We start from the raw sequence: 17,283 nt of genomic DNA on the forward strand, positions 1-17,283 counted from the left end.
CCGAGGCCGCCCGACACCAGCGTTTGCGCATTTCCATTGGTGCGGAATATATTTCGTCACCAGGGGAGTTGTCCCCATCGCCGCCGGCGGTGACCGTCGGTGGCGTCCTGACCGGAGGCGGGTCCGCGCCGGCGCAGGGGCCCGCGTGGCCTCGCCTCCCGCGTCAGGCGCTCGCGGACCGGTCGGCGCCGGCCCTCCCGACGCGTCGTCAGCGGCCGCGCGGTGTCGCGAGCGCGATCTCCTCGGCCGTCGGGGTGCGCTGCTCGCGGGCCTCCGGCGGGAGGCAGTCGACGATCGCCGCCATGATCCTCCTCGTGTCGGCCGCGGGGGTGCCCCCCAGCCCCTCGACCGGCTCGCCGACCCGCACCCGGACCGTCGGGGGGTCGGTGAGCGCAAGCATCCGGGGGGTCGCCGAGCTGCGCGGCCAGACCTTCTCGCTGCCCCAGATCCCGAAGGGGATGACGGGGGCGCCGGTCGCTGCGGCGAGCCGGGCGGCGCCGGTGCGTCCCTTGAGGACCGGGTCGTAGAACCGCTCGCCGCGCGGGATCGTGCCCTGCGGCAGGAGGCAGACGAGCTCGCCGGCCTCGAGGGCGACGGCCGCGGTCTCGAAGGACTCCTGACCACCGCCGGCGCGGTCGACGGGGATGCCGCCGAGGGCGGTCGCGAGCGCCCCGACGACCGGGACGTCGAAGAGCTCCTTCTTCGCGAGGATGCGCCCCGTGCGTCCGGTGCGGCGCATCATCTGGATCATCGCGGGGATGTCGAAGTAGCTGCGGTGGTTGCCGACGAGGATCGCCGGCCCGGTGCGCGGGACGTGCTCCGTGCCGCCGACGTCGAAGCGCGCGTACGGCGTGAGCAGCGGGGGGCTCGCGAGGAACAGCAGCCGCTGGAGCTCGACCCCGAGGACCGGGATCTTGACGACTCCGGGCGAGACGTCGAAGTGCACGATGGGCCACCCCCGGGCGAGCGCGTAGACGGTGAGCCGCGGGTCGGGGTTGACCGCGGCCGGCGTGCCGACCGCCGAGAGCAGCGGCAGGTCGTAGATCGAGTCGGAGTAGGCGAAGGACTCGGCGAGGTCGATGCCCTCGCGCGCGGCCCACGCGCGCACCGCGTCGAGCTTGCCGCGCGACCAGACGAACGGCCCCTCGAGGTCGCCGCTGAAGCGCCCGTCCTCGGTCAGGGCGTACCGGGTCGCGACGACGTGGTCGACGCCGAGGCGGTCGGCGAGCGGGCGGACGAGGTGCTCCGGCGTCGTCGTGGCGAGGACGACGGGGCGGCCCGCGGCCCGGTGCTGCTCGATGAGCGCGAGCGCGAAGGGGTGGATGACCGCCGAGATCGTCTCCGCGGCGGCGGTGGCCGCCGCGTCGAACGCGTCCCCGGCCCGGCCGCGCGCGACGAGCGTGGCCTGGCGGGCGAGGGCGATGCTCGGCAGCGTCTCGCCGATGAGGTCGAACGCCTTGTACAGCAGGCCCTCACCGGGCAGGCGCCGGCTGACGACGCCCAGGTCGTACATCGCCCGCGAGAGCAGCGGCCCGGTGCCGCCCTGCAGGAGGGTGCGGTCGAGGTCGAAGATCGCCGCGCCAGCCATGGTCGCAGGCTACCGGGCGGCATCATGGGGGGATGGCGGACGGCGAGGGGCTCACGGCGTTCGTCCTCGGCGGGGGCGGCGTCCTGGGCGCCACGCAGGTCGGGATGGTGCGCGCGCTGGCCGAGGCCGGTGTCGTCCCCGACCTCGTCCTCGGCACGAGCATCGGGGCGCTCAACGGGGCGTTCGTCGCCGCCGACCCGACACCCGCCGGGGCGGGCCGGCTGGCCGAGGTCTGGGAGGCGGTCGTCCGCGAGGGGGTGTTCGTCGAGAACCCGGTGCGCCAGGCGGCGCGCGCCGCCCGGTCGCGCACCCACCTGCTGTCGAACGCCCCGCTGCGCCACGTCATCGACACCTACCTGCCGGTGTCGACGTTCGAGGAGCTCGCGGTGCCGTTCCAGTGCGTCGCGGCCCGCATCGAGGACGCGAGTGCGGCGTGGTTCGACGCCGGGCCGCTGACCTGGCCGGTCGTCGCGTCGTGCTCGGTGCCGGGGCTCTTCCCGCCGGTCGTCATCGACGGGTGGTCGCACCTCGACGGCGGTCTCGTGCACTCGATCCCGGTGGGTCGGGCGCTGGCGCTCGGGGCGACCCGGGTGTTCGTCCTCCAGGTCGGACGCGTCGAGCAGCCGCTGGCGCCGCCACGTCGGCCGTGGGAGGTCGGGACGGTGGCGTTCGAGATCGCCCGGCGCCACCGGTACGTCCACGAGATGGCGTCGGTCCCGGCCGAGGTCGAGACCCACGTGCTGCCGAGCGGGGCCGAGTCGACCCCGAGCGTGTCGCTGCGCGCGGCCCGGTCCTCCCGGATGCGCGAGCGGGAACGGCAGGCCTACGAGGCGTCGGCGGCCTACCTGGTCGCGCTCTGACGGCGCACCCGCCGGGGGCCCTGTGCCGCAGCCGGACCTGGCCCTAGGCTCGCGGGCATGGGCGCTCGAGGCATCCCCCCGCCGCCACGGGCGGTCCGCCGCGTGCTGGCGCCGCTCTGGCCGTTCGTCGGCCTCGTCGTCACCGGGCTGATGGTGCCGGTCGTCGTGGTCGGGGCCCTGCACTCGCTCGTCGACCGGCGCGCGCGGCTGTTCCGCTGCGCCTGCCTGGCCGTCCTGCTCATGTGGGTCGACATCCGGATGCTCGTGCGCTGCTGGGTGCTCGGGGCCGAGCCCCACGACGACCGGGCCCCGGAGTGGCGCGAGGCGCACGAGCGGCTGCTGGCCGACGCGCTCGACTCCCTGATGTTCTACACGCGGCGCTGGCTGGGGCTAGAGGTCCGGCTGACCGACCGGATGCACTTCGGCACGCAGGGGCGCCCGCTCCTCGCCCTCGCGCGGCACGCGGGCCCGTTCGACTCGCTCGCCGTCGCCTGGCTGCTGGCCCGGACCGCCGGCCGGCTGCCGCGGATCGTCCTCGCCGAGGCGCTGCGGTGGGACCCCGGGGTCGACACGATCCTCACCCGGCTCGACTCGTTCTTCGTGCCGTCGGCCGGCGAGGACCGGCTCGCCGGGGTGCGTGGGATGGCGGGCAGCCTCGACGACGACGACGTCCTGCTCATCTTCCCGGAGGGCCAGAACTGGACCCCGTCACGCCGGGCGCACCTCATCGAGCGGCTGCGGCGGCGTGGCGAGCACCGCCGGGCCGCCAGGGCCGAGGCGCTGGTCAACGTGCTCCCGCCGAAGACGCGGGGGGCGTGGGCGGCGCGCGAGGCCCGTCCCGAGGCCGACGTCATGGTTGTCGCGCACGCGGGGTACGGGCAGCTCTCGAGCCCGCGGCTCATCTGGGACGCGATGCCGTTCCGCGACCGCCCGTTCCTCGTGCGGACCTGGACCTGGCGCAGCGAGGACGTGCCGTCCGACCCGATCGCGTTCGCGGCGTGGCTGGACGCCCGGTGGGACGAGGTGGACGCGTGGGTGACGGCCCACACGGACGCCGGGGGCATCCCCGAGCGGCGGCCCGCGGCGGGGTCCGCGGCGTCGCCGGACGCGTCCCCGGACGCGTCGCGGGACGTCCCGAGCGCTGCGTCCGGCGGCAGCGACGGCGGAACCGTCTCGCCCTGACGGGCGTCGCACGGGCATGCACCGCCTGTCCGGTCGCGTGACCGCCGCCCTCGCCGTCGTCCTGCTCGTCGTCGCGGGGGCGGCGGCGCTGCGCCTGCAGGTGGTGGGCGGTGGGGGCGACGACTCGACGAACGGGTCGCGCACGGTGGCGTCGGTGGAGGACCTCGCGGGGCGGTGGGTGGCGGTGAACACCACCGGGGCGCCGGCCCCCGTCGTCCCGCGGACCCTGTCGTTCTCCGTCGACGGCGACCGGCTCTCGGTGCAGCCGGGGTGCAACTCCGGCGGGGGGCGCGTGGCGGTGGAGGACTCGCGGCTGGTCGTGCCGGACGGCCTCGCCGTGACCGAGATGGCGTGCCTGGACGCCGATCGGATGGCGCAGGAGGCGTGGGTCCTCGAGATGCTGTCGTCCCGGCCGCGACTCGAGATCTCGGGCCCGTACCTCTACCTCCACTGGGGCGATGGCGAACGCTGGTGGCTCGGCACGGAGCGACAGCCCGCCGGCGCGTGAGCCCGGGCCCCCTGGCGTCCCTCGCGCCCCGACCCGAGCACCGGGGGCGCGGCGACCGCGATCCTGAGAGCGGCCGGTCGAGGTGTGCCCTCCCAGCCTCCTGTCTCCCCGGAAGGGTTACCTTCCACCTCGCAACCATCTGCTTCCCGCCGCAAGGTCAACCTTCCCCACGCAACCACATCCTTGCCGGGCGTAAGGGAAACCTTGCCGGCGCAACCACACGCCTGCCGCGCGGAAGGGAAACCTTGCCGTGGAATCATGTGCCTGCCGCGCGGAAGGGAAACCTTGCCGTGGCAACCAGGTGGTTGCGGGTGGAAGGTAAACCTTCCGGTGAGCATGGAGGCTGGGAGTAGTCCATACCGGGGCCCGCTCTCAGGATCGGCGGCGGTGGGCACGACCGAGGCGGGGTCGGGAGGTCGGGGGTGCGTCCCTCGCAGGGTCAGGCGCCCCCGGCGCGCAGCCCCCGGATCCACTCCCGGGCCGCGGCGAAGTCGGCGTCGCTCGCGCGCGGCCCGACGGTCGCGGGCTGCCGGTCCGCCCGGGGGTAGGACCCGAGGAAGCGCACCTCGGCACAGATCCGCTTGAGCCCCATGAGGGCCTCACCGAGCCGCTCGTCGAGCACGTGCCCCTCGACGTCGACGGAGAAGCAGTACGCCCCCATCGACTCCTTGGTCGGCCGCGACTCCAGCCGCGTCATGTTGATGCCCCGCGCCGCGAACTGCTCGAGCAGCTCCAGCAGCCCACCGGCGTGGTCCTCGCGCTGGTAGAGCACGACCGTCGTCTTGTCGGCCCCCGTCGGCGCCGGCATCGCACCCGGTCGCGCGACGAGCACGAAGCGGGTAACCGCCGACTGCATGTCGCCGATGCCCTCGGCGAGCACCGACAGCCCGTGCAGCGACGCCGCGGCCGGCGCACACACCGCCGCGTCGAACTGCGGCGAGCCCGCGCCCGCCTGGTCCACCGCACCGGCGCGCCCCTCGTGCACCGCCCCGAGCGTCTCGGCAGCCGACGCCGTCGACAGCGTCGGCACGTACACGGCCTCGGGCAGGTGCGTCGCCATCCAGCCGCGCACCTGGGCCCACGCGTGCGAGTGCGTCCCGACGGCGCGGACGTCGGCGAGCGACACCCCGCCGCGCGCCGCGAGGACGAACCGCACCGGCACGAGCACCTCGCCCGTCACGACGAGGGGGTCGCCGCTGGCCAGGGCGTCGAGCGTCGCCGACACTCCTCCCTCGACGGAGTTCTCGATGGGCACCATCGCCCCGTCGACGTCACCGGCCCGCAACGCCGACAGCGCCGCACCGACCGACCCGAACGCGACGCGCTCCACCCCGTCACCCGCGGCCGGCCAGGCGTCCAGCGCCATCGACGTGAAGGTGCCCTCGGGTCCGAGGTAGCCGAAGCGGGTGGTCATGGCTGCTCCTTGCCGGTACGGGCGGCGGCGAGGGCCTGCTGCTCCTCGGGCGAGAGCGTCGCCTCGGACGCGCCGCCGACGACCCCCTTCGCGTAGGTGCGCGACTCGCCGCGCGCGTGGATCGAGCTGATGACGAGGCCGTCGCCCCGGTCGTCGACGACGGCCGCGCTGAAGCTCAACCGGCCCCCCATGTCGCCGAACGCGTCGTAGCGGACGACCGCCACGTGCCGCAGCGCCTGGGCGACCTCGGCCCGCAGCGCGCTGACGTCGGTGTCACCGGCCGGCCGGTGCGCCTCGAGGGCGTCCACCCGCCGGCGCAGCCCGGCCGTCCGCACGAGGAGGAGCACGACGAGCCCGGCCGCGGCGAGCAGCAGCAGCGCGGGGACCGCGAGCAGCAGCGCCTCCGCCGGTCCGATGTCGAGCATGCCCTCAGGCTAGGGCCGCGGACGAGGGCCGCGCCTCGACGTCCGGGTCCGCACCGGCGCCGGGCGCTCCTGCGTCCCGGTCCCGCCGACGCGCGGTCCACCACAGCAGCGCCAGGCAGGCCAACCCCCCGGCGACGTCGGCGTTCTGCAGCACCCGCCCCGGCCACTGCGGCCAGTCCCGCTGCGCGAGCCAGTCGATGCCCCACCACGGCAGGCGCAGCGTGAAGAAGACCGTGACGGCCGCCGCGGCCCACAGCCGGTGCCGCTCCTCCCACGGCCGGGCCCCGAGCAGCGCCAGCACGACGACGACGACCCAGTGGTAGTGGTGCACCCACGACACCGGCGACACGAGGCACGCGACGATGCCGACCACCGCGAGCTCGCCGACGGGGTCGCCGGCCCGGTACATCCGGGCGGCCAGCCGGAACCCCACCCACGCGATGGCGGCCACGACGACCAGCCAGATCACCGTGCCGGGCAGCCCCTCCGGTCCGAGGCGCAGCAGGAAGCCGCGCACCGACTGGTTGGCCGTCCCCGCGTTCGGCCCGAGGCGCGTGGGGTCCCGCAGCGCGAAGGTCCAGTACGTCCACGAGGTGCCGGGCAGGACGGCGGCGGCGAGCAGTGTCGCGACGGCGGCGGACGCGACCGCGGTCGCCGCCTCCTTCCAGCGCCGGGTGAGGAGGAAGTGGACGACGAAGACCCCCGGCGTCAGCTTGACCGCCATGGCCAGCCCGATGAGCGCGCCCTTGGGCAGCCAGCGCGCGAGGCGCGGCCGGGGCTCGACGAGGTCCATGACGCACGCGAGGACGATGAAGGCGTTGACCTGCCCGAACCGGATGCCGTCGCCGACGGGGTGCAGCCAGAGCATCGGCGCCGTGAGGGCCGCGAGCGCCAGCGGCAGCCACGACCCGGAGCGGGCCAGCAGCGCCCGGCCGGCGTACCAGACGATGGCCGTCGTCGCGACGACCTGCATCGCCGTCCACAGCCAGCCGACGACACCGAACGGGATGAGCGCCAACGGGATCCCGAGGAACGCCGCGAAGGGCGGGTACGTGAACGGCAGCAGCTGCGGCGCCTCGGTCATCGCCGAGTAGACGGGCCGCCCGGTGAGGATCGAGACCCCCGCCTGCCGGTACACGTCGACGTCGACCTGCCACTGGTCGAGCGGCCAGAAGACGAGGTAGCGCAGGGCCACCGGTGAGGCGGCGAGCGCGACGAGGACCACCGCGAGGATCCAGCGGTGCCGGGGCACGGCGGGGCGTCGGGCGGGCGGGGAGGTCACGACACCATTCTCACCACGGGTCGTTACCCTTGGGCCGCGTGACCCGCAGAGCCCTCGCCGTCGCCGTGGCCCTGGCGGCCGTCGTCGGCGGGCTCCTGCTCGCGGTCCCGGGGTCCTCGGCCACCGCCGCGCGCGAGCCCACGGGCGCCGTCGTCCTCGTCGGCACCGGCGGCCTGTCGTGGTCCGACGTCAACGCCCGCGACACCCCGACCCTCTGGTCGATGCTGCGCAGCGGCTCCGGCGCGACGCTGTCGGTGCGCTCGGTGTGGTCCAACACCTGCCCCGCCGACGGGTGGCTCGGGCTGTCCGCCGGCTCGCGGGCCGCCGCGCCGCGCACCGGCGACGCCGCCAACCCCGCCGACCGCCCGTGCCCCGGCCCGCCGACCGTGCAGGACGGACGCGTCACCGAGTGGCCGCAGTACGAGGCAGCCGCGGCGGAGCAGAAGTTCGACACCCGGCTGGGGCTGCTCGCCCAGCAGGTCGACGCGGAGAGGATGTGCGTCGCGACGGTCGGCCCGTACGCCGCGCTGGGCGGCGCCCTGCCCGACGGCCGCGTGACCCAGCAGATGGACTTCGTCCCGGACGACCTGCTCGTCGACCTCAACACCTGCCCCGTCACGCTCGTCGACGTCGGCACGGTCCGCGACCCCGACGACCTCGCACCCGGTGAGCAGGCCACCGGCTCGCGCGTCGAGCAGGTGCGCGCGGTCGACCAGCGCATCGGGCAGGTCCTCGACGCCGGCCCGAACGGCGCCGACTTCGTCGTCGCCAGCCTGTCGGACGCCGGTCTCTCCGAACGGCTGCGGATGGTCCTCGCCCGAGGCCCGGACTTCGGGCCCGGCACGCTCGTCTCCGGCTCGACCCGGCAGGACGGCCTCGCCCAGGCCCCCGACCTGACGGCGACGGTGCTCGCCGGGGTCGGCCTGCCCGTCCCCGACTCCGTCGCCGGCTCGCCGCTGACGACCGACCCGGCACCGGACGGCTCCGAGCGCCGGGCCGCCGAACGCCTCACCCACCTGCGCGACCTCGACGAGGCGAGCCACGACGTCCACGGCCTCGTCGAGCCGTTCTTCCAGGTCTTCGCGTACGGCCAGCTCGTCGTCTACCTCCTCGTGCTCCTCGTCTGGAAGGGCCGGATCGGCTCGGAGGCCACCCGGACGACCGTGCTGACCCGCGTGCGCGTGCTGTCGGTGGCCGCGGCCGCCGTCCCCGTCTCGACCTTCCTCGCCAACCTCGTCCCGTGGTGGCGCTTCCCCGTCGAGATGCTCGCGGTCGTCGCGACGGTGCTGGCCTTCGTCGCCATCATCGCGGGCGTCGCGCTCCGCGGGCCGTGGGGCCGGCGCCCCCTCGGGCCGATGGCCTTCGTCTCGGCGGTCACCGCGGTCGTCCTCGCCGTCGACGTCATGACCGGCTCCCGCCTCCAGCTGTCGTCGCTCATGGGCCTGCAGCCGGTGGTCGCCGGGCGCTTCTACGGGATGGGCAACCCGACCTTCGCCCTCTTCGCGACGGCGGCGGTCCTCCTCGCCACGGCGGTCTCGTCGGTCCTCGTCCTGCGCGGGGCGCGCGTCGCGGCCGCCGTCACCGTCGGGGTCATCGGGTTCGTCGCGCTCCTCGTCGACGCCGCGCCGTTCTGGGGGGCCGATCTCGGCGGCCCGCCGGCGCTCCTGCCCGCGGTCGTCTACCTCGTCCTGACGATCCTCGGCATCCGCCTCACCTGGAAGCGCTGGGGGTTGGTCGTCATCTCCGTCGTCGTCGTGTTCTTCGCGGCGGCGGGCGCCGACTGGCTGCGGCCGCCGGGCAGCCGCACGCACCTCGGCCGCTTCGTCCAGGCGATCATCGACGGCACGGCCGACGACATCGTCGTGCGCAAGGCCGAGCAGAACCTCGAAATCCTCCGCGAGAACGCGCCCCTGACGCTCCTCGTGCCGGCGGCCCTGCTCTTCGTCGCCTACGTCCTCGCGCGCCCGACGTCGTGGGGCTCGCGCTCCCTGCAGCGCTCGTTCGACGCGGCGCCGACCTTCCGCCCCGGCCTCGTCGCGCTGTTCCTCGTCCTGGCGATCGGGTTCGCGGTCAACGACTCCGGCGTGGCCATCCCCGCGGTCGGGGCGACGCTCGCCGTTCCGCTCATCGTGTCGGTGTCGGTGGGGTACCTGCTCGAGGAGGCGCGGACGACGGCCCCGACCCGCGCCGGCCGACGGCGACGCTGACCCCGACCGCCGCGAGCCACACGAGCAGGGCGAGCCACGGCGCGACCTCGCGCCGGAACCCGAGCGTCACCGACTCGACGCCGGGCGTCATCCCGAGGACCCGGCCCGGGACGTAGGCGAGGCACATGAGCAGCAGCCGGGCGAGGGCGAGCCGGTCGACCCAGCCGGCGGCGAGCGCCGGCAGCGCGGCCCAGACGAGGACGTCGTACCAGGGCAGCGAGTAGGGCGCGGCGAGCGAGTAGGCCAGCGAGAGGACGGCGGTCCAGCGCAGGGCCGTCGCCGCGAGGCGCTGCGGCGCGGGGTCGCTGCTGCGGACGGCTCCACGCGTCGCGCGCCCCAGGAGGACCGCGAGCAGCACCGCGAGCACCGCGGCCCCGGCGCTGACGAGCGTCCGGGCGTCGGCGTTGCCGATCGACGGGCGCATCGCCTCGAGCAGCGGGCGCCACGGCGTCGCGAGCGAGACCGCCTGCCGCGAGCGCAGCAGCTGGTCGTAGACGTGCGACCCGCCCCAGAGCTGGAGCAGCCCGGCCACGACGACGAAGCCGCCGACGAGCACCGCGACGCGGCCCAGCACCGGAGCGACCGGCGCGGACCGGTCGCGCACGAGCCACAGGGCCGCCACGACGGCGAGCAGGCCGACCCCGTACGTCACCTTCGTCGAGGCCGCGAGCCCGAGCACCCCACCGGCGCAGGCGAGCCCGACCGGGCCGGGCAGGCGGACCAGCAGCGCGACGGCCGCGACGAGGAGCGCCGCGGCGACGACGTCGACGTGCGCCCCGAGCACCCCGGCCCCGAGGACGAGCGGGTTGAGCGTCCACGCCGCGTCCACCCGGCCGTGCAGCCGCGCGGGGAGGGCCGACCGCAGCGCCCAGCGCGCACCGAGCCAGGAGAGGACGACGAGCAGCTGCCAGACCCAGACCTCCTGCCGCAGCTGGGGTCCGCCGACGAGGGCCGACAGGCCGTGCAGCAGCGTGGCGAAGGGCCCGTAGACGCTCGGCTCCTCGGTCCACGGCGCCTCGACCCGGCTCGTCACGGGGTCGGCGCCGTTCATCCAGTCGGTCGGCGACTCGACCCACGGGTTGCCCCCGGTGGCGAGGATGCGCCCGTACGCAACGTAGCTGACGTGGTCGGCGGAGCCGAAGGGCGCGGTGAGCAGCGCGGCGACGGCCAGGGCTCCCGGCACCCTCCATCCCCGCAGGGCCTTTGTGCCCGACCGCAGCCCGAGCACGACGGCGGCGGCACCGACGAGGTACGCGGCCCACAGCAAGACGGTGACGAGGGCGGGCGAGAGTTCGAGCGGCAGCAGGGTGCCCGGCGCCCAGCCGCGCGGCGACAGGTCGGGCTGGGCGGCGTTCGGCCGGGCGAGGCCGACGACGAGGAGCAGCGCCACAGAGGCGCCGAGCAGCAGCCGGCGCACCGCGTCGGTGCGCACCGGCCCGTCCGACGCGACGGTCGGGGGGTCGTGCCGGGCGGCGCTCAGCCCCGCTGCCACGGTCGCCAACCGCGCCGGACCAGGGCCAGCCACACGTCGCGGTACTGGCCGGCCCGGTGCAGCTGGCCGCGCCAGTCGCTGCCGCTCACCCGGTGCTGGAGCTCGCAGGGCACCTCGAGGACGCGCAGCCCCGCACGGAGCACGTCCACGGTCAGCGCCGTCTCGACCCCCCAGCCGCGCGCGAGCGGCGACGCGGCCTCGTAGGCCCTCGGGGACAGGCAGCGCATCCCCGAGAGCGGCTGCACCGCACGGAAACCCGTGAGGTGCTGGATGCCTCGCCGGGCGAGGCCGACGACGAGCCCGCGGCCACCACCGGCGGTGATCTGCGCGGGGAGCGTCGCGATGGTCATGTCCGCGCTGCCGTCGAGCACCGCGTCGGTGAGGACGCCGAGGGCGGACGCGGTCTCCTGCAGGTCGCCGTCGACGAAGAGCAGCGCGGCCGGCTCCTCGCCGGCCGCGGCCTCCAGCTCGCGGACCCGGGCCACACCGGTCCGCAGCGCCGCGGCCTTGCCGCGGTTCACCGGGTGGCGCACGACGTCGGCGCCGGCGGCCTCGGCCGCGGCGGTCGTACCGTCGGAGCTGCCGTCGTCGACGACGACGACCCGGGTCACGACGTCGAGCGCCGCCACCGCCGCGACGGTGGCGCCGATGCGGTCGGCCTCGTCCTTGCAGGGGACGACCGCCGCGACCCCGGCCATCAGCGGAGCGTGACCTGGCGGCTGAGCAGCCCCGAGCGGGCGCGCCGCTCCTCGGGCGTCAGGGGCGCGTCCGCGGCCAGCGCGGCCCGGTAGCGCTCGCCGAACGCGGCGAGCTCGGACTCGTGGTCACCGGCCTCGAGCTCGGGGTCGAGGTCCCAGACGGGGACGAGCAGGCCGCCGGTCCGGAAGGCGCCGAGGAGGCGGGTCCCCTCGCCGAGCCCGTCGTCACCGGCGGCGTGGAGCCGGGCCAGCGCGTCGGTGGCGACGTCCTCGTCCTCGGGCAGGACGAGCCGCACGTGCGCGCGGTCGCCGATGCGGACCCAGTAGGCCGAGGGCAGCGACGTCATCGCGACGGTCGGGACGACGGAGGAGTTGGCCCGCTCGAGCGACTCCTGCGCCTCGCCCTCGAGCTCCTGGCCCTCGACCCAGAAGTCGAAGCCCTCGTGGACGGTGACCTCGAAGGTCGTGTCCTCGGTGAGGACGTCCTGGAGGCGGGGGCTGTCGGCGGTGACCTGCGGGGTGCTCGTGACCGGGGTGCCCCGTTCGGCGGCGAGACCGGCGAGCAGCTGCGCGGCGAGGTCGCGGGAGGCGTCGCCGCTCGCGTTGCCCGACTGCGTGCCGATGAGCACCGTGCCGTCGGTCCGGTGCAGCGCCGGCCACGCCATCGGCAGGACCGTGGCGACGGTCACCTCCGACGGCGCGCCGTCGGGCACGTGCTCGGGGCGCACCCGGACGACCGCGGTGGCCGCCGGCAGGATCTCGCGCATCGCGACCCAGTCGGTCTCGCCGGGCAGGCCCGCGAAGGGCCGCGCCTCGAACGGGGCCGGCGCCGGACGCGCGGCCTTCGGGGTGCGGTCCGAACCGCGCTGACGTCGGGATGCCTTGCCCATGCGAGCACCCTAAGGGACGTCGGTCAGGTGGCGCGGCGGCGGCTGGGCCCGCCGAGCGTGGCCCACACGACGTTGCCCGTGCGGTCCTCGGTGACCCCCCACTCGTGCGCCATCGAGCGCACGATGCGCAGCCCGCGGCCCGACGAGAGCCAGACCGTGCGCGGCGCCGGCTTGGGGACGGTGGCACCGCCGCCGTCGGTCACCTCGACCTCGACGACGTCGCCGCGGATCTTCCAGCGCACCCGGATCGTGCCGTCCGAGAGCGGGCGGGCGTGGCGCACGGCGTTGGTCAGCAGCTCCGAGGTCACGATCTCGGCCTCGCCGACGAGGTCCTCGTCGAGGTCGCGCTCGGTGAGGTCGGTGACGATGGCGCGGCGGACGCGGCCGACCGACGAGGCGTCCGACGGGACGCGCACGGTGCAGATGATGCTGTCGGCACCGGGCCCGGAGGACTCGACGACGCCGAGCGCCTCCTCCTCGACGTCGGGAGTCAGGGGTGTGTTCTCCGAGGTCACGGCGTCACGCTACAACCTGCTCCCGAACCGGTCGACGGCCGTCCCGGGGCGGTTGGTGATGACGACGTCGACGCCGAGCTCGCGGCACAGGTCCATGTCGACCTCGGCGTCGACCGTCCACACGAACACCTGGTGGCCGTGGCGTCGGTACTTCTCGACGACGGACGGCTTCTTGCGCAGGAAGGCGATGTCGAGCCCCACGATGCCCACCCCCTTGGGCAGCTCGCCGTCGAGCGGCAGCGAGCGCCCCCGCGCCGAGATGAGGTGGACGAGCGGGATCTCGGGCGAGAGGCGGTGCACCCGCTGGAGGGCGCGCGCCGAGAACGACATGACCCGGACGTGCGGGCGGCCGGGCCGGTCGCCACGGTCGAGCTCGAAGAACCGCAGGACCTGGACGAGCGTCTTCTCGACGTCGTCCCCGTGCCGCGTCGGGTGCTTGGTCTCGATGAGCGTGAGGACCTCGTCCCCGGTGTCGACGAGGGTGTCGAGGAGGCGCCGGAGGGTCAGCAGGTGCCCACGCTCGGGGTCGGACTCGGGGCGCTCGGACTCACCCGGCCCGCTCTTCCACGACGCCCAGTCGAGCTGCTCGAGCCGGGCGAGCTCGAGGGTGGAGACGACCCCGGAGCCGTTCGACGTCCGCTCGACGCGTCGGTCGTGGACGCAGACGAGGTGGTGGTCGGCGGTGAGGCGGACGTCGCACTCCACGCCGTCGGCGCCGTGCGCGAACGCCTTGCGGTAGGCCCGGAGCGTGTGCTCGGCCTCCTCCTCGCTGGCGCCGCGGTGGGCCACGACGAGGGGGCGGGTGGTCGTCTGCTGCTCGACGGTCACGGGAACCATCATGGCCGGTCAGGGCGGTGCGAGGCATCTCGGGGCCGAGGACGCGCCGTTCGGCCGACCCGCGGGTGCTCCGAGCGGCCTGCGGTCGTGCCACTCACACTCGCGGCCGCCCTACCGTTGGACCATCGTGAGCCTCCCGCCCTTCCAGCACCTCGTCGACGAGCACTGGCGCGACGTCGCCCGCCTCGCCCACGGCCTCGTCGGCCCGGTGCACGCCGACGACGTCGCGCAGCAGGCCTGGACCCAGGCACTCGCCGCCTACCCACGGCTCACCCACGCGCGCAACCTGCGCTCGTGGCTGCTCACCGTCACGCACCGCTGCGCGATGGACCACCACCGCGCCGCCCGGCGCACGACGCCGCACGAGGACCCGGCCGTCCTCGCCGACGCCCCCGTCCTCGACCCGCCGGCCACCCCCGACGACACGCTCTGGGCCCGGGTGGCCGCCCTGCCGCCCCGGCAGCGCGAGGCCGTCGTCCTGCGCTACGTCGGCGACCTCGACCACCGCGCGGTCGCGGCCGCCCTCGACACGACGCCCGGGATGAGCCGGCGGCTCGTCAGCGACGCCCTCGCCGCCCTGCGCCTCGACCTCACCGACCCGGAGGACCTCCGATGACCGACCCCACCACCGCTCCTGCTCCCCTCTCCGCCCTCACCTCCTTCGACCCGCCGCTCTCCGGACCGCCCCGCCTGGGCCCGACCGACGTCTCGTACGTCCTCGACGACACCGCGGTCGGCCGGATGCTCGTCGCCGTCCGCGACGACGGCCGGGTGCTCGCAACGGCCTTCGCCCCGGACGACGCGGCCGAGGAGCGCTGGCTCGCCCGCCTCGCCGCGTCCGTCAGCCCGCGGGTGTTGCGCCTTCCCGCCCCGACGGACGCCGCGCGCCGTGCCCTGGCCGACTTCCTCGCCGGACGCACGCGCCGGGTCGAGGTCGAGGCCGACCTCGCCCTCGCGTCACCCTTCCAGCGCGAGGTGCTGACCGGCCTCGCGGCGCGGGTCGGCTACGGCGAGCGGACGACGTACGCGGCCCTCGCCGCCGCGGTCGACCACCCGGGCGCCGCGCGGGCGGTCGGCACCGCCCTCGGCGGCAACCCGCTGTGCGTCACGCTGCCCTGCCACCGCGTGCTGCCGGCGGCCGGCGGGGTCGGCGGGTACGCCGGCGGGCCGGCGGCCAAGGAGCACCTCCTCGCCCTCGAGGCCGCCCACCCCACCCCCTGACCGCCCATCCCGCGACGCCTTCCGCACTTCTTGCGAGTTGAGCCGCTCGACACGCCGCCCAGCGGCGTGTCGAGCGGCTCAACTCGCAAGAAGTCGGGCTCTGGGTCCGGGTCGCGGTCGCCCGAGCCGGGTCGCTCCGGTTGTCGCGAGGGCCCGAGCGGGGTAGGAAGTGGCAAGGATTAACGCCGATGTTGCCTCGATGGGGAGATAGTCACATGGCCGTCCACACCACCGCTCGCCGCCGGGCCGCCCGGACGGCCGCCGCCGTCCTGCCGCTCCTCCTCGTCATCCCGCTGGCCACCGGAGGCCCGAGCGCGGCGCATCCCGGTGGGTCCGACCCGCTCCGGTTCGCCGGCCCCCGCGAGACCCCCTTCGCCTGCGAGACCAGCGAGTTCCGCACCGCCGACGGCTCGTTCCTCCCGGCGTCCGTCGCGCCTGACTGCGCCGTGCCGTCGGAGGTCGACCACGTCTACCGGACGACGGCCGGCACCTTCGCCCCCCTTCCCGCCGACGACAGCCGCCCCGACGACCTCACCTGGACCCGCGTGGACGGCCGGCGCGTCCCGTACATCGTCCGCGTCGAGACCGGCACGACCGACCGGGGCATCCACGAGTTCGCGATGCTCGACGACCCCGCCGACCGGGTCACGCCGTCGGCCCGCCACCGCTCACCGGGGTGGAACGGCCGCCTCGTCTACACCTTCGGGGGCGGCTGTCGCGGTGGCTGGTACCGGCAGGGCACCTCGACCGGTGGCGTCCTCGTGGACCCGATGCTCGCGCGCGGGTTCGCGGTGGCCTCGTCCTCGCTCAACGTCTTCGGCCAGAACTGCGACGACCTGCTCTCGGCCGAGGTGATGGCCCAGACCAAGCGTGCCTTCTCCCGCGCCTACGGCACCCCGCGGTGGACCATCGGGTGGGGCTGCTCCGGCGGCAGCTACCAGGGCCACCAGATCGCCGACAGCTACCCCGGCCTCCTCGACGGCGTCATCGCGGGCTGCAGCTTCCCCGACGTCGGCTTCGGCACCTCGCAGATGCTCTTCGACGCCCGCGTCATCCAGAACTACGTCACCGCGCACCCGGAGGCGCTCACACCGGCCCAGCAGCAGGCGGTGGCCGGGTTCGGCGACCGCGCGGCACTGGCCGCCCAGAGCGACGGGGCCAAGCGCCTCGACCCCGACGCCGAGTTCGACCCGAGCGTCCCCGTCGCCGCGCGCTACGACGCGGTCTCGAACCCCCGCGGCGCCCGCGGCACCGTCTGGGACCACGGCCGCAACGCCTACGGCGTGGACCCCCGCACCGGCTTCGCCCGCGTCCCGAGCGACAACGTCGGCGTCCAGTACGGGCTCGGGGCCTGGCGCGACGGCACGATCACCGCCCGCCAGTTCCTCGACCTCAACGCGGAGGTCGGCGGGCTCGACGTCGACGCGAACCCCACGGCGGCGCGCACGTCCGCGGACCCCGTGGCGCGCTCCAACGCCTACCGGACGGGCCGGCTCCTCAACGGCGGCAACGGGCTCGGCGACGTGCCGCTCATCGACTACCGGGCCTACACCGACGAGGCCGGCACCGGCGACATCCACATGCGCTACCAGTCGTTCTCGACCCGCGCGCGGCTCGTCGCGGCCAACGGCGACGCCGACAACCAGGTGATGCTCGTCGAGGACGACTCCCGCGGCCTGTTCGACCCCTCGAGCCCGGTGCTCGTGACGGCGCTCGACCGGATGGACCGGTGGATCGCCGCCGTCCGCGCCGACCGGCGTCCCGGCTCGCAGCACGCCCGCGTCGTGCGCTCCAAGCCGAGGGACCTGACCGACGCGTGCTTCACGGCGTCCGGCGAGAAGATCGCCGAGCGGCAGGTCTACCGCGGCGACACCCGGTGCAACCGGCTCTACCCGCCGTACGCCTCTCCCCGGATCGTCGCCGGGGGGCCGGTGTCGAGCGACGTCGTCACCTGCCGACGGACCCGGCCGGTCCGCTCCACCTACCCAGAGATGTCGGACGCGCAGTGGTCGCGGCTGCGGACGGTCTTCGCCGGCGGCGTCTGCGACTACCACCGCCGCGGCGTCGACCAGCGGCCCCCGGACGGCACGTGGCTGCGGTTCACCGCCCCCGGCCGGTGGGTCGTCGGCCACCCGTCCGGCCCCGGCCACCCCCGCTGACCCCC

General features: G+C 75.5%; 16 protein-coding genes. 7 read left to right on the top strand and 9 right to left on the bottom strand.

Translation table 11 applies throughout. From position 1 onward, the window contains the following. Nucleotides 1–208 precede the first annotated feature (208 nt). Complete coding sequence (locus tag KMZ30_RS07905; protein WP_215511859.1) at nt 209–1,588, bottom strand: HAD-IB family hydrolase; 1,380 nt, start codon at nt 1,586–1,588, stop codon at nt 209–211. 32 nt (nt 1,589–1,620) lie between these two features. Here KMZ30_RS07905 and KMZ30_RS07910 point away from each other — a divergent pair, with 32 nt between their 5' ends. The 3 genes from KMZ30_RS07910 to KMZ30_RS07920 are packed head-to-tail and all read left to right on the top strand — an operon-like array spanning nt 1,621 to nt 4,138. Further along, nucleotides 1,621–2,448: a patatin-like phospholipase family protein gene (locus KMZ30_RS07910; RefSeq protein WP_215511858.1), complete on the top strand. Its 828-nt coding sequence runs from the start codon at nt 1,621–1,623 to the stop codon at nt 2,446–2,448. A 57-nt stretch (nt 2,449–2,505) separates the two neighbouring features. After that, nucleotides 2,506–3,630 (top strand): 1-acyl-sn-glycerol-3-phosphate acyltransferase, encoded by a 1,125-nt coding sequence (locus KMZ30_RS07915; RefSeq protein ID WP_215511857.1) that lies wholly within the window; start codon nt 2,506–2,508, stop codon nt 3,628–3,630. A 37-nt stretch (nt 3,631–3,667) separates the two neighbouring features. After that, nucleotides 3,668–4,138 carry an META domain-containing protein gene (locus KMZ30_RS07920; RefSeq protein ID WP_215511856.1) on the top strand — a complete coding sequence of 157 codons (471 nt, stop codon included), beginning with the start codon at nt 3,668–3,670 and terminating at the stop codon, nt 4,136–4,138. Between the two features lie 439 nt (nt 4,139–4,577). On the opposite strand, the gene pheA is transcribed toward KMZ30_RS07920, so the two are convergent. From pheA to KMZ30_RS07935, 3 genes are read right to left on the bottom strand one after another with little or no spacing between them, the layout of a single operon-like run. Continuing rightward, nucleotides 4,578–5,552, bottom strand: coding sequence for a prephenate dehydratase (gene pheA, locus KMZ30_RS07925; RefSeq protein WP_215511855.1), 975 nt, complete (start codon nt 5,550–5,552; stop codon nt 4,578–4,580). Further along, a complete protein-coding gene (locus KMZ30_RS07930; protein WP_215511854.1) occupies nt 5,549–5,977 on the bottom strand; it encodes a DUF4446 family protein in 429 nt (142 codons plus the stop codon). The genes pheA and KMZ30_RS07930 overlap by 4 nt, the downstream gene beginning before the upstream one ends. A 4-nt stretch (nt 5,978–5,981) precedes the next feature. Then, nucleotides 5,982–7,259 (bottom strand): glycosyltransferase 87 family protein, encoded by a 1,278-nt coding sequence (locus KMZ30_RS07935; protein WP_215511853.1) that lies wholly within the window; start codon nt 7,257–7,259, stop codon nt 5,982–5,984. Nucleotides 7,260–7,297: 38 nt separating this feature from the next. On the opposite strand from KMZ30_RS07935, the gene KMZ30_RS07940 reads away from it, so the two are divergent. After that, nucleotides 7,298–9,466 (top strand): hypothetical protein, encoded by a 2,169-nt coding sequence (locus tag KMZ30_RS07940; protein WP_215511852.1) that lies wholly within the window; start codon nt 7,298–7,300, stop codon nt 9,464–9,466. Here KMZ30_RS07940 and KMZ30_RS07945 read toward each other — a convergent pair. From KMZ30_RS07945 to KMZ30_RS07965, 5 genes are read right to left on the bottom strand one after another with little or no spacing between them, the layout of a single operon-like run. Further along, the gene (locus tag KMZ30_RS07945) at nt 9,384–10,958 is read right to left on the bottom strand and encodes an MptA/MptB family glycosyltransferase (RefSeq protein ID WP_215511851.1); all 1,575 of its coding nucleotides are present in this window, start codon (nt 10,956–10,958) and stop codon (nt 9,384–9,386) included. The two genes, KMZ30_RS07940 and KMZ30_RS07945, sit on opposite strands and share 83 nt — an antisense overlap. Beyond that, the gene (locus KMZ30_RS07950) at nt 10,943–11,656 is read right to left on the bottom strand and encodes a glycosyltransferase (protein WP_215511850.1); all 714 of its coding nucleotides are present in this window, start codon (nt 11,654–11,656) and stop codon (nt 10,943–10,945) included. Before KMZ30_RS07950 ends, KMZ30_RS07945 begins: the two co-directional genes overlap by 16 nt. Next, complete coding sequence (locus KMZ30_RS07955) at nt 11,656–12,546, bottom strand: DUF5926 family protein (RefSeq protein WP_215511849.1); 891 nt, start codon at nt 12,544–12,546, stop codon at nt 11,656–11,658. The genes KMZ30_RS07950 and KMZ30_RS07955 overlap by 1 nt, the downstream gene beginning before the upstream one ends. 23 nt (nt 12,547–12,569) lie before the next feature. Then, nucleotides 12,570–13,061: an ATP-binding protein gene (locus KMZ30_RS07960; protein WP_308279603.1), complete on the bottom strand. Its 492-nt coding sequence runs from the start codon at nt 13,059–13,061 to the stop codon at nt 12,570–12,572. 9 nt (nt 13,062–13,070) lie between these two features. Continuing rightward, on the bottom strand, nt 13,071–13,889 hold the full coding sequence (locus KMZ30_RS07965) for a glycerophosphodiester phosphodiesterase family protein (RefSeq protein WP_215511848.1): 819 nt from the start codon (nt 13,887–13,889) through the stop codon (nt 13,071–13,073). Between the two features lie 136 nt (nt 13,890–14,025). Between KMZ30_RS07965 and KMZ30_RS07970 the strand changes: the two genes are divergently transcribed. The 3 genes from KMZ30_RS07970 to KMZ30_RS07980 all read left to right on the top strand — a co-directional run bounded on the left by KMZ30_RS07970 (nt 14,026) and on the right by KMZ30_RS07980 (nt 17,278). Beyond that, nucleotides 14,026–14,514 (top strand): RNA polymerase sigma factor, encoded by a 489-nt coding sequence (locus KMZ30_RS07970; RefSeq protein WP_215511847.1) that lies wholly within the window; start codon nt 14,026–14,028, stop codon nt 14,512–14,514. Continuing rightward, entirely contained in the window at nt 14,511–15,119 is a 609-nt protein-coding gene (locus KMZ30_RS07975; protein ID WP_215511846.1) for a methylated-DNA--[protein]-cysteine S-methyltransferase, read from the top strand. The genes KMZ30_RS07970 and KMZ30_RS07975 overlap by 4 nt, the downstream gene beginning before the upstream one ends. Nucleotides 15,120–15,334: 215 nt before the next feature. Further along, nucleotides 15,335–17,278, top strand: a complete 1,944-nt coding sequence (locus KMZ30_RS07980) for a DUF6351 family protein (protein ID WP_215513484.1) — start codon at nt 15,335–15,337, stop codon at nt 17,276–17,278. Nucleotides 17,279–17,283: the final 5 nt, after the last annotated feature.

It is taken from the genome of Phycicoccus mangrovi, assembly GCF_018729305.1.
Classification (GTDB): domain Bacteria; phylum Actinomycetota; class Actinomycetes; order Actinomycetales; family Dermatophilaceae; genus Phycicoccus; species Phycicoccus jejuensis.

What these genes read in the sequence shown, in the direction of transcription:
- KMZ30_RS07905 (WP_215511859.1), bottom strand. Translation starts at nt 1,588, where the DNA reads ATGGCTGGCGCGGCGATCTTCGACCTCGACCGCACCCTCCTGCAGGGC.
- KMZ30_RS07910 (WP_215511858.1), top strand. Translation starts at nt 1,621, where the DNA reads ATGGCGGACGGCGAGGGGCTCACGGCGTTCGTCCTCGGCGGGGGCGGC.
- KMZ30_RS07915 (WP_215511857.1), top strand. Translation starts at nt 2,506, where the DNA reads ATGGGCGCTCGAGGCATCCCCCCGCCGCCACGGGCGGTCCGCCGCGTG.
- pheA (WP_215511855.1), bottom strand. Translation starts at nt 5,552, where the DNA reads ATGACCACCCGCTTCGGCTACCTCGGACCCGAGGGCACCTTCACGTCG.
- KMZ30_RS07930 (WP_215511854.1), bottom strand. Translation starts at nt 5,977, where the DNA reads ATGCTCGACATCGGACCGGCGGAGGCGCTGCTGCTCGCGGTCCCCGCG.
- KMZ30_RS07950 (WP_215511850.1), bottom strand. Translation starts at nt 11,656, where the DNA reads ATGGCCGGGGTCGCGGCGGTCGTCCCCTGCAAGGACGAGGCCGACCGC.
- KMZ30_RS07955 (WP_215511849.1), bottom strand. Translation starts at nt 12,546, where the DNA reads ATGGGCAAGGCATCCCGACGTCAGCGCGGTTCGGACCGCACCCCGAAG.
- KMZ30_RS07975 (WP_215511846.1), top strand. Translation starts at nt 14,511, where the DNA reads ATGACCGACCCCACCACCGCTCCTGCTCCCCTCTCCGCCCTCACCTCC.
- KMZ30_RS07980 (WP_215513484.1), top strand. Translation starts at nt 15,335, where the DNA reads ATGGCCGTCCACACCACCGCTCGCCGCCGGGCCGCCCGGACGGCCGCC.